At 63.6% G+C, this 12,361-nt stretch carries 13 protein-coding genes; 8 read left to right on the top strand and 5 right to left on the bottom strand.

Going from position 1 to position 12,361, the window contains the following annotated elements:
- Positions 1–15: 15 nt before the first annotated feature.
- Entirely contained in the window at positions 16–1,761 is a 1,746-nt protein-coding gene (locus EPO50_RS01885; protein WP_296340941.1) for an NAD(P)/FAD-dependent oxidoreductase, read from the bottom strand.
- Positions 1,762–1,827: 66 nt separating this feature from the next.
- Between EPO50_RS01885 and EPO50_RS01890 the strand changes: the two genes are divergently transcribed.
- The 4 genes from EPO50_RS01890 (at position 1,828) to EPO50_RS01905 (ending at position 5,414) form a co-directional block, all read left to right on the top strand.
- Positions 1,828–2,967, top strand: coding sequence for an amidohydrolase family protein (locus tag EPO50_RS01890; RefSeq protein WP_296340942.1), 1,140 nt, complete (start codon positions 1,828–1,830; stop codon positions 2,965–2,967).
- Position 2,968: 1 nt separating this feature from the next.
- On the top strand, positions 2,969–3,817 hold the full coding sequence (locus EPO50_RS01895) for a DMT family transporter (protein ID WP_296340943.1): 849 nt from the start codon (positions 2,969–2,971) through the stop codon (positions 3,815–3,817).
- An 11-nt stretch (positions 3,818–3,828) separates the two neighbouring features.
- Positions 3,829–5,031, top strand: coding sequence for a pyridoxal phosphate-dependent aminotransferase (locus tag EPO50_RS01900; protein WP_296340944.1), 1,203 nt, complete (start codon positions 3,829–3,831; stop codon positions 5,029–5,031).
- 80 nt (positions 5,032–5,111) lie between these two features.
- Positions 5,112–5,414 carry a plasmid stabilization protein gene (locus EPO50_RS01905; protein WP_296340945.1) on the top strand — a complete coding sequence of 101 codons (303 nt, stop codon included), beginning with the start codon at positions 5,112–5,114 and terminating at the stop codon, positions 5,412–5,414.
- An 11-nt stretch (positions 5,415–5,425) separates the two neighbouring features.
- Here the strand turns inward: EPO50_RS01905 and EPO50_RS01910 are convergent, their stop codons facing one another.
- Positions 5,426–5,875 (bottom strand): hypothetical protein, encoded by a 450-nt coding sequence (locus EPO50_RS01910; protein ID WP_296340946.1) that lies wholly within the window; start codon positions 5,873–5,875, stop codon positions 5,426–5,428.
- 116 nt (positions 5,876–5,991) lie between these two features.
- Between EPO50_RS01910 and EPO50_RS01915 the strand changes: the two genes are divergently transcribed.
- Positions 5,992–6,369: a hypothetical protein gene (locus tag EPO50_RS01915; RefSeq protein WP_296340947.1), complete on the top strand. Its 378-nt coding sequence runs from the start codon at positions 5,992–5,994 to the stop codon at positions 6,367–6,369.
- A 9-nt stretch (positions 6,370–6,378) separates the two neighbouring features.
- Here EPO50_RS01915 and EPO50_RS01920 read toward each other — a convergent pair whose 3' ends face one another.
- Together EPO50_RS01920 and EPO50_RS01925 are read right to left on the bottom strand one after the other, a co-directional pair.
- A complete protein-coding gene (locus EPO50_RS01920; protein WP_296341008.1) occupies positions 6,379–7,905 on the bottom strand; it encodes an AMP-binding protein in 1,527 nt (508 codons plus the stop codon).
- Positions 7,906–8,015: 110 nt separating this feature from the next.
- Positions 8,016–8,651, bottom strand: coding sequence for a TetR/AcrR family transcriptional regulator (locus EPO50_RS01925; RefSeq protein ID WP_296340948.1), 636 nt, complete (start codon positions 8,649–8,651; stop codon positions 8,016–8,018).
- A gap of 77 nt (positions 8,652–8,728) precedes the next feature.
- Between EPO50_RS01925 and EPO50_RS01930 the strand changes: the two genes are divergently transcribed.
- The 3 genes from EPO50_RS01930 to EPO50_RS01940 are packed head-to-tail and all read left to right on the top strand — an operon-like array spanning position 8,729 to position 11,411.
- Entirely contained in the window at positions 8,729–9,865 is a 1,137-nt protein-coding gene (locus EPO50_RS01930) for an acyl-CoA dehydrogenase family protein (protein ID WP_296340949.1), read from the top strand.
- An 11-nt stretch (positions 9,866–9,876) separates the two neighbouring features.
- On the top strand, positions 9,877–10,266 hold the full coding sequence (locus EPO50_RS01935) for an OB-fold domain-containing protein (protein WP_296340950.1): 390 nt from the start codon (positions 9,877–9,879) through the stop codon (positions 10,264–10,266).
- A gap of 2 nt (positions 10,267–10,268) precedes the next feature.
- The gene (locus tag EPO50_RS01940) at positions 10,269–11,411 is read left to right on the top strand and encodes a thiolase family protein (protein ID WP_296340951.1); all 1,143 of its coding nucleotides are present in this window, start codon (positions 10,269–10,271) and stop codon (positions 11,409–11,411) included.
- A 9-nt stretch (positions 11,412–11,420) separates the two neighbouring features.
- Here the strand turns inward: EPO50_RS01940 and puuE are convergent, their stop codons facing one another.
- Entirely contained in the window at positions 11,421–12,338 is a 918-nt protein-coding gene (gene puuE / locus EPO50_RS01945) for an allantoinase PuuE (protein WP_296340952.1), read from the bottom strand.
- Between the last annotated feature and the right edge of the window lie 23 nt (positions 12,339–12,361).

The following is a 12,361-nucleotide window of genomic DNA, read 5'->3' on the forward strand; positions in this document are numbered from 1 at the left end:
TATCTCCCCCGATAATCACGCTTTGTGATGGACCGGCGCGCGGCCATAGACCGGCGTCGGCAGCCCTTCCAGGCGGGCCTTGAGCTGCAGGCCGAGGAAAATAGAGTACAGCCGCGACTGCATCAGGTTGCCGCCATGGAACCAGAGGTTTTCCTGCGCCGTCGGCTTCCACATGTTGCGCAGCTCGCCTTCCCAGGGTCCGGGATCCTTGGCCGTACCCGATCCGAGGCCCCAGCATTTTCCGACCTTGTCGGCGACTTCCGGCGAGATCAGTTCAGCCGCCCACTGGTTCATCGAACCATAGCCCGTGGCGTAGACGACGAGATCGGCGTTGAGCGTGCTGCCATCGTTGAGAACGACCGAGTCCTCGGTCATGCGCGCGACCTCGACACCCGACCGGAGCTTGATGCGGCCGCTGGCGATCAGGTCGGAAGCGCCGACGTCGATGTAGTATCCAGAGCCGCGACGGAGATACATCGGCCCGATACCGGTGCCATCCTCGCCGAAGGTCAGCATGAAGCCCGCTGCTTCCAGCCGCGCGTAGAAGTCTGCATCCTCCCGCCGGATCTTCTCGACCGTCGCCTGGGAGAAAGTCGGCAAGGCTCCGTAGGGTACTGACGCCGTCGTGAGGTCGGCGATCTCTGTCGTGATCCCCGAGGCCACCGCCTCTTCGGAGTAGTACGGCCGATAACGTGCCAGGGTCTCGGCGCGCACGACCAGCGTTGGCGAGCGCTGCAGGAGCGTTACATCGGCGCCATGCTCCCAGAGATCGGCGGCAATATCGTGCGCCGAATTGTTCGAGCCCACGACAACGCACTTCTTGCCGCTCCAGCCCTCGCCGCCGGCATGGCGGCTGGAATGATGCTGCGTGCCTCGGAAGGTCTCGCGCCCCGGAAAGTTGGGAATTTCAGCAAAGCCTGACATGCCGGTCGCGATGACCAGATGCTTCGGCCGCAGGGTCACATCCTTGCCGTCGCGATCGACCACGACGGTCCACTCACGCTTGGCCTCGTCCCACGACGCGCTCCGGCACGGCGACTTCGACCAGTAATCGAGTTCCATGATCTTGGTGTAGGACTCGAGCCAGTCGCCCATCTTGTCCTTGGGTGTGTAGATCGGCCAATGGTCCGGGAACGGCAGGTACGGAAGATGGTCGTACCAAACGGGATCGTGCAGGCAGAGCGACTTGTACCGGCTACGCCAGGCATCGCCCGGCCTCGGATGACGATCGACGATGAGTGTCGGCACACCGAGCCTCTTCAGCCGCGCACCGAGCCCGATACCGCCCTGTCCGCCGCCGACGATCAGCACGAAGGGTTGGCGATCATAGCCCAGCTCGCTGGCATCGGCGTGGCGGCGGTCGGTCCATGTCACGCGGTTCTGGATGGCGCCATGCTCGGTCCCGATCTCGCGTGACGGACCGCGCTTCTCCTCGAATCCCTTCAGCTCGTTCAAGGCGGTGAGCAGCGTCCAGGCTTTGCCGTCCTTCAGCCGGACATGGCCCGTACCGCGGCCCTGCGCCGTTTCGAAGGTGAACCAGCCGCTCCGCTCACCGGCCTTGAACGATTCCGGCCGCACATCGGCCAGACGTGACTTGAGCATGTCAGCAATCGCAGAGCGGCTCTCGAGCGTGGTGATGTTCCAGGTGAAGGCCACGAGATCGCGCCAGTAGCACTCCCCGGCGAACAGAGACGCAACGCCCTCGATATCGGAACGGTTCAGCGCAGACGCAAACTCGGCAAGCCACTCGGTCTCGTTCATTGTCTTTCCATTGCAGCGGTTCTGACGGCGGCGCACTCTAGAACAATCGCCCGGGAGGAACGAACGATGAAGTACGACGTCATTTCCGCCGATGGACATGTCGACCTGATCTGGCTGCCGCCGGATCTCTTCACGAAGAATGCGTCCACCTCGATGAAGGAGCGCATGCCCTATGTCGTCGACGGACCCAAGGGACCGGAATGGACGAGCATCAAGGGTGCGAAGTTCGGTCTGGTGAACGGCATGGGGTCGGCGGGCCGCGAATATGTACCGGGCATCATCCATCGCTCCGACCGCATGGCGTCGACCGGTCTCTACGATGACGGCAAGAAGGGCCTCCGTCGTCTCACCGACGTCGAGCTTCGCCTGAAGGACCAGGAACGCGATGGCGTGCAGGCCGAAGTGCTGTACGGCATCCTGGGCGCCAGCGGCCGGTTGAACGATCCCGAAGCCGCGACCGAAGTGCTGCGAATCTACAACGACTGGCTGCACGATTTCTGCAGCGCCGCGCCCGACCGACTGGTCGGCCTCGCCAACATTCCCAATCACGACATGGGGGTCGCGGTTGCCGAGGCGAGCCGCAACGCCAAGCGTGGCGTCAAAGGGTTCGACGTCGCCAACAAGCCCGACATGACACCGCTATGGGATCCGTTCTGGGAACCGCTGTGGCAGCTCGCGCACGAAACCGGCATCCCGATCCATTTCCACACGATCGGCGGCCGTTCGCCCGACACGAGCAAGATGCCGGTCTTCGTGCAGCGTCGTGCCTTTGCCGCTCACATCACCAACTTCCAGATGCACATGGGCTACATGCTCATGTCGCTTATCTTCAGTGGCGCCCCCGAGCGTTATCCCAACCTCAAGATCGTGATCGGCGAAGCTGGGCTAGGCTGGATCCCCTACGTGCTGCAGCACATGGACCTCGAATGGGAGGACCAGTTCAAGGACCTCGACCTCAAGATGAAGCCATCGGAATACTGGCATCGTCAGTTCTATGCGACCTACCAGACCGATCCGGTCGGTGTGCGTCTGTTCGACCTGCTGGGCGTCGATAACGTGATGTGGGGATCGGACTTCCCTCATCCCGACGGCATCTGGCCCGACTCGCAGGAGTTCCTGGACAAGGAGTTGAGCGGCGTCAGCGCCGACGTGCGCCGCAAAGTGACCCGCGACAACGCCGTGAAGCTCTACCAATTGGCGGCGTGAAGTGGCCCTTCCGGATGGAGCGGCGCGCACAGCCCTCCTGACGACCCTGGCGATGCTGGCCTTCGCCGGCAACTCGCTGCTCTGTCGCATTGCCTTGCGCGATACGACGATCGATGCGGCGAGCTTCACATCGATCCGGCTGGCATCGGGCGCCCTGATCCTGTTGCTGATCCTGCGTCGCCGCGGCGTGCGGCCACTCGCCGCCGGAAGCTGGCCGATGGCCGCCGCCCTGTTCGCCTATGCGATCGCCTTCTCCTTTGCCTATCGCGACCTCACCGCGGCGACCGGCGCGCTGCTGCTCTTCGGCGGCGTGCAGCTTACGATGACGAGCTATGGACTCGCCTCGGGTGAGCGCCTGTCGGGTCTGCGGCTGGTCGGCGTGCTGGTGGCTGTCGGCGGCCTCGTCTGGCTGCTGCTGCCCGGCCTCGCCGCGCCATCCTATCTCGCAGCCGCTTTGATGCTGGCCGCAGGCGCCGCCTGGGGCGTCTATTCGGTTCTCGGTCGCAGTGCGGGTGATCCGACGACGGCGACCGGTGGCAATTTCGTGCGGGCCGTCCCGTTCGCCGCCGCGGTGAGCCTCGCCGCAGCAAGCCATGCCAGCCCCGATCCGACCGGCGTTTTCTATGCCGTGCTCTCCGGCGCGGTCACGTCCGGCCTGGGCTATGTCCTTTGGTACGCCGTGCTGCCGGCGCTCTCGGCAACATCGGCGGCGACAATCCAGCTTTGCGTGCCAGCCATTGCCGCGCTGGGCGGGGTGGTGCTACTCGCCGAACCGATCACGTCGAGGCTGTTGCTGGCGTCGGCCGCGATCCTGGGCGGCATTGCACTTACGATCACCAGGAAGAACTGAAAGCGGGGAACATGTTCGAGGTTGCGGAGCGTCTGAAGAACGTGAAGGTGTCGGCGTCGGCAGCAATGACCCGCAAGGTCCGCGAGCTGCGCGCCCAGGGCGTCAAGATCGTGGGTCTTTCCTCTGGCGAACCCGACTTCCCCACCCCGCCGCATGCCATCGAAGCGGCTCACAAGGCAGCCCTCGCCGGCGACACCAAGTATCCGCCGCAGGATGGCGTGAAGCCCCTGAAGGAAGCCATTCGCACCAAGTTCAAGCGCGACAACAATCTCGACTATGCGCTGGAGGAAATCATGGTCTCCAATGGCAGCAAGCAGATCATGTACGACGCGCTGATGGCGAGCGTGAACCCCGGCGACGAAGTGATCATCCCCGCGCCCGGCTGGATTTCCTATGCCGACCAGGCCGTGCTGGCGGGAGCGACGCCGGTGCCAGTGTCGTGCCCCGAGAACAATCAATTCAAGCTGCGCGCCGAGGATCTCGACGCCGTGATCACGGCAAAGACCAAGTGGGTCGTGCTGAACTTCCCCAACAATCCAACCGGGGCCGTCTGTTCACGCGCTGAGATGCGCCAGATCTGCGACGTGCTGCTGAAGCACAAGCAGGTCATGGTGATGGCCGACGATGTCTACGAGCACCTGGTCTATGACGGTTTCGAGTTCTGCACGGTCGCGGAAGTCGAACCGGCGTTGAAGGATCGCACGCTGACTGTGAATGGTGCGTCCAAGGCCTATGCCATGACCGGCTGGCGTGTCGGCTTTGCCGGTGGCCCGCGCGCCATGATCGCGGCCATGACCAACATGCAGGGCCAGATCGGCTCGGGCATCTCGACCATCAGTCAGGCGGCGGCAACGGCGGCGCTGAACGGACCGCAGGAACTGTTGAAGGAGCGCGCTGCCGATTATCGCAAGCGCCGGGACAAGGTAGTGAACATGTTGCGCGCCGCGCCGGGGCTTACCTGTCACATGCCGGAAGGCGCCTTCTATGTCTTTCCCAACATCGCAGGCTGCATCGGCAAGACGACCAAGGGCGGACGCAAGCTCACCAGCGATACCGATTTCGTGACGGCGCTTCTCGAGGAGAAGCATGTCGCCACGGTGCAGGGAGCTGCCTATGGCATGAGCCCCTACTTCCGCATCTCTTACGCAACGGACATGGCAAGCCTTCGCGACGGCTGCACCCGCATCCAGGAGTTCTGCGCCGAACTGCACTGAAGGGTCTGGCGACGCACGCCGCAACCGTCCGAAACGATGCGGCGTTCCTCCATCAGGGGTTTCCTAATGAGGAGGAATCCATGCCACGCGGCGACAAGTCGAAGTACACGGGCAAGCAGGATCGCAAAGCCGATCACATCGCGAAGGGCTACGAGAAACGCGGCGTCTCGCACAAGGAAGCGGAGCGACGCGCCTGGGCGACAGTCAACAAGGAAAGCGGCGGCGGCAACAAGAGTGGTTCCGGCCGCGGCAAGAAGGACACGAAGGTTTCTTCGCGCAAGGGCGGCAAGCTGGGTGGTCGCGCCGCAGCAGCTCGACCAAAGGCGGCACGATCGGCATCGGCACGCAAGGCCGCCGCAACACGCAAGCGGCGGGCGGCCTGAGATGGCAATGATCAGAGTGAGTTGATTTCCTGGACCTTGGCAGGAATTCCAAGCTTGCGCGAGCAGAGCGGCCAGTGCCAGGACTCGCCGAGTTCGAAGATCATGTATGAGGCCAGCTTCATGGCCTTGTCGTAATCCTGCGCGGCGTCGATCGCCTCGCGGGCCGTCAACACCGTTCCATCATGTCGCTGCTGGTAGGTCATGTAGGTGCGCGCGGTGAACTGAAAGCGGCCATGATAGGCGCCACGTCCGCCGTAGATCGGCTGCGACTGCGGCCCCCAGCTTCCACTCTCGCACGTCGCAAGCTGCTGCATCACCTGCTCCTTGCGCTCGTCGATATCCTGCTGACGCGGATCGACGGCCGGTGCCGTAGCAGCGACTTGATGTTTGTTGGTGGTGCACCCACAACCGCCGAAGGCAGCCGCGAGAAGAACCGAGCAGGTTGTAGCGCGCAGAGTCACAACCGTTCATTGTTCTCACGATTCGATGGCCCGGGTAAACCCATCAATCCCGTCTCACCACAAAGACACAGCAGGGCCGAAGCAGGAACACGTCGGGAACTTTTAGAGATCACAATATGCGCAACTCGAACAACAAATTGAAAGACGGTCCCTTCACTGCACACTTCAAGGACGGCTCAGTCTCGGTGACAGGGCAGTATCGCGACGGCATGAAGACAGGAGCCTGGAAGTATTTCCTGCTGAATGGACGCTTGAAGGCGACCGGACGCTATGAAAACGATCTCATGATCGGGAAATGGAAGTGGTATCGCGAGAATGGCGAACTGATGCAGACCGGCTCGTTCACGGCAGGAAACAAATCCGGCACCTGGACACGCTATCGGCCAAACGGCGTGCTGCTCGACGAAGGCACTTTCGCGAACAACAAGAAGACCGGTGAATGGCGAAGCTTCGACGCTAACGGGAAACCCGCCAAGACGACTCGCTTCAAATAGGTAAACCCGCTAGCCGACCTGCCGCGACTGTCCTGCCCAGTACCTCGCGCGCAGAACTTTCTTGTCGACCTTTCCGACAGCCGTGAGCGGCAAACTCTCGACGAACTCGACCTGCTTGGGCGCATGCGTGCCACCCTTGCGATCCTTCACCAACTGCATCAGCGCCTCGGCTGCAGGTTGCGTACCGGCTTTGGCGACGATCAACGCTGCAACAGCCTCACCCCATTTATCATGTGGCACGCCGATCACCGCGGCCATCGCGACATCGGGATGCGAGGAAAGGACATCTTCGACTTCGCGCGGGAAGATGTTGAAACCGCCGCTCACGATCATGTCCTTCTTGCGATCGACAATGTAGAGGTATCCGCGCTCGTCGGCGCGCGCGATGTCGCCGGTGTGCAGCCAACCGCCCTTGAAGGTCTCCGCGGTCTGCTCCGGGCGCTTCCAGTACTGCTCCATCGCGTGCGGGGCACGCACGCAGATCTCACCTGCCTCGCCCGGTTTCACTTCCTCATTGTCGTCGTCGCGCAAGGTGACGCTGCAGGAAGCGATGGGGAAACCGCAGGACGCAAAGAGCTCTGGTCGCGCCGCATCGTGATCGGCCTTGCGCAGCACGCTCACCGGATAGCATTCGGTCTGACCATAGAGCTGACTGAACACCGGACCGATGCGCTCCAGCCCTTCGACCAGCCGCGTCGGCGACATCGGCGAGGCGCCATAGAGAATCAGCTCCAGCGAGGAGAGGTCGGTCTTCTCGAGTTTGGGATGATCCAGCATCACATAGATCATCGTCGGGACCATCAGCGTGAAGTTGATCTTCTCGCGCTCGATGGTCGCCAGGAATTTCTCAGAATCGAAACCCTTCAGCAGATGGATCGCGCCTCCCTTGAGCAAGGAGGGCAGCACTTTGGTGCCGGACACATGCGTGATCGGCGCCGCTGCAAGATAGCGCGGCATATCCGGAAACTCGAAATCGGCAGCGACCGAGATGGCCGAGGCAGCCGTCGAACGATGACGCCGGATCGCGCCCTTCGACTTGCCGGTCGTGCCGCCTGTGTAGTTGATGATGGCGTAGTCGTCGGCGTCGGTGAGATCGACGGGTGTTGCCTCTCCCACTTTCTCGGCGGCGGCCATCACGTTCCGGCCGAAGTCGGCCCGGCCCATCGTGAGGACGATTCCAAGTCGATCGGCTGCCTTGGCGGTGAGTTCTCCGCCGCGTTCAGCGTGGGTGTGTGAATCGACGATCAACGCGGTCGCGCCGGAGTCCTCGATCACGTCGAGATGATCGGCGAGAGCGCCCAAGGGATGCAGCCACGTGACGACGAGACCCAGACCCTGCGCTGCTACACCGGCGCACCAAGTTTCCGCGCTGTTGGCACTAAGGAATGCCGCCGTCTGCCCTTTGACGAGCCCTGCCGCGGCCATGGCCGCCTGCAGCCGGCCGATGAGCGACAGGGTGGCACGGTAGGTGAGACTGCCACCATCCCAGACGAACGCCCGGCGATCGGGAAAACGCGCCAATGCGCGCAGAGTCATCGTGGTGGCGGTCGGCGCCTGGGCGATAGTGTCGTTCACTTGGCATTCCCTCGCGATTTCATGGCCGACTTTCCGCCGGCTCTTTGATTGTCACAGTGTAGGCGCGCTCCTCATGGAGCAAAATTGCGTTTGAGCACGGCAATCAAACTGGCGCGCAGGGGTGGCAGATCGACATGGTCGGGATCGACCAGCCACTGTGCGACGATGCCGCGTACCGAGGACAGGATCAGAACAGACCAGGCCCTGACATCGATGTTGCGACGAATCTCGCCGTTGGCGATGCCGGCGCGGATGGCACTCTCGATTTCCTCGGCCGATTCCCGGTTGAGCCGGGCAATTGCCTGGGCCAGCGGAGGTTTGTGCAAGGCGCCAGCCAATACGGTGTGCAGGACCAGCAGCATGGTTCGGTCGGTGCCGCAGGCGTCGATGTAGAAGTCGATGCCGGCGATCAGATTGGCGAGGCCCCGACGACGCCGGTCGACACGAGTCCGCAACCCCGTAGAGAACCATTCGCGAATGTGATCGGCGACCGCCGACAGGAGATCGGCCTTCGATCCGAAATAATGTGCCGGCAGGCCGCGACTGTAGCCCGCGGCTTCGCCAGCGTCGGCCAAGGTGAATTCGTCGAGCCCCTTCTCAGCCACGAGCCGGACGGCCGCGTCGAGGATCAAACGCTCGGCTTCCTCGCGCCTTTCCGCCTGGGTGCGTCGCCGCCTTGGAGAGGCAACCGGAGCTACCGCCGTCATACGAAATCCCTCGCAGCTTGACAGCATCGTCTCAGATATTTATTTGTTGATCAACAAATATCTTAGAGGAAGCGACGATGCAACAGGCTCCGACCTACAACGCCGATCACGAACAGTTCCGCACCACCGTTCGCCGCTTCATCGACAAGGAGATCGCGCCCCACCACGCACAGTGGGAGAAGGACGGCATCGTGAGCCGCGATCTCTGGCGCAAGGCGGGCGCGGCCGGCCTGCTGCTGACCGACATCCCCGCCGAGTATGGCGGCGGCGGCGCGGATTTCCTGACGATCAACGTCATGGCCGAGGAGATGGCGCGCGGTGTGTACTCGGGGCCGGGCTTCCGCGTGCATTCCGACATCGTCTCCCGTTACATCCTCCACTACGGCAGCGAGGAGCAGAAGCAGAAGTGGCTGCCCCGCATGGCGACCGGCGACGTCGTGGGCGCCATCGCCATGACCGAACCCGGCACCGGCAGCGACCTGCAAGGGGTGCGCACGGTGGCGGTGCGCGACGGCGACGACTACGTCATCAGCGGCCAGAAGACCTTCATCACCAACGGTCAGCATGCCGACCTGATCATCGTCATCTGCAAGACCGACAGCTCGGCCGGCGCCAAGGGCGTCACCTTGATCCTGGTCGAAGGCGACCGCCCGGGCTTCAGCCGCGGCCGCAACCTCGAGAAGATCGGCCTCAAGGCGCAGGACACGTCCGAGCTTTTCTTCGAGAGCGTGCGCGTGCCCGTGACCAACCGGCTGGGCGACGAGGGTCGCGGCTTCATCTACCTGATGCAGGAGCTACCGCGCGAACGGCTGCTGATCGGCATCGGCGCCGTTGCCGCCATGGAAGCGGTGCTCGGCTGGACCCTGGACTACGTCAAGGAGCGCAAGGCCTTCGGCAAGGCGATCATCGACTTCCAGAACAGCCGCTTCAAGCTCGCCGAGGTCAAGACCGAGGTGAAGATCGCCCGCACCTTCCTCGACCACTGCACGGCACTGCATCTCGAGGGCAAGCTCGACGTGCCCACCGCCGCCATGTGCAAGTACTGGCTGACCGAGACCTACGGCCGCGTCGTCGACACCTGCCTGCAGCTTCACGGTGGCTACGGCTACATGTGGGAGTACCCGATCGCCCGCGCCTACGCCGACGCCCGCGTCGCGCGCATCTACGGCGGCGCCAACGAGATCATGAAAGAGATCATCGGCCGCAGCCTCTGAGCGGAGGACCCATGGAAACGCTCCTGAAGCCCACGCTCTACACGTCGGAAGGGGCGTTGCTGGGTGGCCGTTGCACCTGCGGCCACGTCTTCTTTCCCATGCAAGGCCACGGCTGCGAGGTCTGCGGCCGCCATGGCGCCGACCTGCAGCCCATGGCGCTCACGGGCCGCGGCAAGCTCCTTTCCTCGACTGTCGTGCATCTCCATGCCGACAAGGCGCGGGCCACGCCCTTCACCATCGGCAAGATCGCTCTCACCGACGGACCGGTCGTGCGTACCTTGCTCGTCGACCCAGTCCAGCAGATTGCCCCCGGCACGGAGATGGTGACGGCCCTCGTCCCGGTCGGGACCGGCGACGACGGCTCTGCGATCCTCGACCTGCGATTCAAGCCGGAGCACTGACCATGGCCAGGACATTGAAGGACCTGCGTCCCGTCTACGTGGTCGGCGTGGGCTGGCATCGCTACCAGAATCCCAGCGACACGCCCTACGTCACCCTGGGAGTCACGGCGATTCGTGAAGCGCTGGCCGATGCCCGCATCACATGGCCATCGGCGGAATCCGCCTACGTTGCCACCGCCCTGCTCGGCATGGCGTCGGGCCGGCCGATGCTGCGCCATCTCGGTGCCACCGGCATTCCGCTCTCCCATGTCGAAAATGCCTCGGCGTCGGGCTCGACGGCCTTCCGTCAGGCCTGCATCGAGGTGGCGAGCGGCCTCACCGACGTATCACTGGCGGTCGGCGTCGACAAACGCAATCCGGTACGGCGCGACAGCACCGGCATGGACAATCTTGCTGAAGACGCCATCGCGCAGTTCACGCATTTCTCGCTGCTGACCAACGAGTATGCTCATCGGCACAAGGTGAGCTTCGAAGACATCGCCCGCGTCGCGGTCAAGAACCACCGCAACGGCGCCAAGAACAGGAACGCGCAGCGGCAGCAGGAACGCTCCCTCGACGAAGTGCTGGGTGGCAAGAAGGTCGCCGGCTCCCTAACCGCCCTGCAATGCACACCCATCGGCGAAGGCGCCGCCGCGGCAATCGTGGCGTCGGAGGACGGCATCAAGCGGCTCGGTATCGATCCCGGTCGCGCGATCCGCGTGATCGGTTCAACGGCCCGCAGCGAGCGCGTCTATGCGGCAGGCCTGGGCTTCGACGCCGTGCTGACAAAGGAGACCACGGAGATTGCGCTGCAGGAGGCGCAGGTGTCGCCGCAGGACCTCGATATCATCGAGCTGCACGATGCATTCACGGTCGAGGAGCTGCACTACATCGAAAATATCGGCCTCTGCCCCGAAGGCCAGGGCGTGCATCTTCTCAAGGATGGCGCGCTCGATATCGGCGGGCGTTGCGCCGTCAATCCGTCGGGCGGGCTCATCGCCATGGGCCACCCGATCGGCCCGACCGGCATCGGCCAGATCGGCGAGATCACCTTGCAGCTTCGCGGTGAAGCCGGCGCCCGCCAGCATCCGAAGGCCCGGACCGGCCTCGCCCACATGGTGGGCGTCGGCGCGGTTTGTTACGTCCACCTGCTGCAGCGACCGTAGTTTCCTCGCTTACTTCTTGCCCTTGGCCGGATGAACCTTGATCCAGTGGCGCGCGATCTCCTCGCGCGTCGCCACCCAGACCTTGGGCTTCGAGGCGACATAGTCGAGGAAGCGCGCTAGGGTCGCCGCGCGGCTCGGCCGGCCGGCGAGCCGGCAATGCAGGCCGATCGACATCATCTTGGGGGTCTGCGCGCCTTCGGCGTAGAGCACGTCGAAACTGTCCTTCATCGCCTGCAGCCAGCCGTCACCCGAGCTGAAGCCCGGCGCGACGCTGAACTTCATGTCGTTGACTTCGAGCGTGTAGGGAATGACGAGGTGAGGCGTCTTACCGACGCTCACCCAGTAGGGCAGGTCGTCGGCATAGGAATCGCTCGAATAGAGGAAGCCGCCATGCTTGAGGACGGCGTCGAGGGTGTGCATGCCGAAGCGGCCCGTGTACCAGCCGACCGGCGGCTTGCCGGCTGAGGCGGTGATCGCCTTCACCGCCTTCTTCATATGGTCGAGTTCCTGCTCGAGCGTGAAATCCTTGTAGTTGATCCAGCGCCAGCCGTGGCTTGCGACTTCGTGACCGGCCTCGGCCATCGCCTTGCCGGCCGCCGGATTGAGCTCCAGCGCCCGACCTACCGCCCAGGAGGTGAAACGCATGTCGCGCTCCTGGAAGAGCCGCAGAATGCGCCAAAAGCCAGCCCGGCTGCCATATTCGTACATCGACTCGGTCGAGAGATCGCGTGCGCCCGCGAAGGACACGCCACCCGACGTCTCGGTCAGGAAGACCTCCGAGCCAGCGTCGCCATTCAGGATCGTATTCTCCCCACCCTCCTCGTAGTTCAGCACGAAGCTGACGGCGATGCGGGCATCTCCCGGCCACTGGGCGTGCGGCGGCTTGGGGCCATAGCCGATCAGGTTACGCTCGAGATGATTGTGCATGGAGGCCCCGGGGAATGCCGACG

Origin of the sequence: Reyranella sp. (assembly GCF_004297405.1) — a bacterium.
In the GTDB taxonomy this organism is placed as follows: domain Bacteria; phylum Pseudomonadota; class Alphaproteobacteria; order Reyranellales; family Reyranellaceae; genus Reyranella.